1 protein-coding gene and 1 pseudogene are annotated in these 503 nt (G+C 49.1%); both read right to left on the bottom strand.

Features of this window, described 5'->3' with window-relative positions; translation table 11 throughout:
• Positions 1–224 (bottom strand): recombinase family protein (locus ACESZP_RS18010; RefSeq protein ID WP_444440874.1); only part of this gene is annotated, 224 nt, incomplete at its 3' end.
• Between the two features lie 90 nt (positions 225–314).
• A pseudogene (locus ACESZP_RS18005) lies at positions 315–503 on the bottom strand (VirD4-like conjugal transfer protein, CD1115 family); the annotation flags it as partial.

The following is a 503-nucleotide window of genomic DNA, read 5'->3' as shown; positions in this document are numbered from 1 at the left end:
ACACGCCCTGCCTCCACTTCCTCCATCATCGCCAAAAATCCGGGGCGGTCAAAACGGGTGCCTGAGATACCATCATCTGTAAAGTGCGTAGGGTTTGGCAGCCCATTCCGGCGGGCAAAATCCTCTAACATCTGTTTTTGGTTGGATATGGAATTGCTCTCGCCCTGTAACTCGTCGTCCCGGCTCAGGCGCTCGTACAGTGGGGTAATTTTTTCATTTCTCATGGCTGTACCTCCTGAAACAAAAATGCTCTAAGTGATTGCTTCACTAACCATGACAAAATCATGATTAAGAAGTCACTTAGAGCATATATCACCGCTGGCGAGCTTGTATTTCTTATACTGCCTCACGGCGAAGTGCTGGGGGCTGCGGCGTTCCAACCCGTCAAACATATAGTCCACCGCATTTTTGAAGGTTTCGTCATCTTCCCGGACTTCCATGCTGTTTATCATTTCCACCAGCGTATTCATGTTGCATTCTTCCTCCGGCCCCTCAAAGACGAT

The organism is Candidatus Dorea massiliensis AP6 (assembly GCF_964245105.1).
Lineage (GTDB): Bacteria > Bacillota > Clostridia > Lachnospirales > Lachnospiraceae > Laedolimicola > Laedolimicola intestinihominis.
The sequence above is the reverse complement of the archived record's forward strand: the minus strand, read 5'-3'. Positions and strand labels throughout refer to the sequence as shown.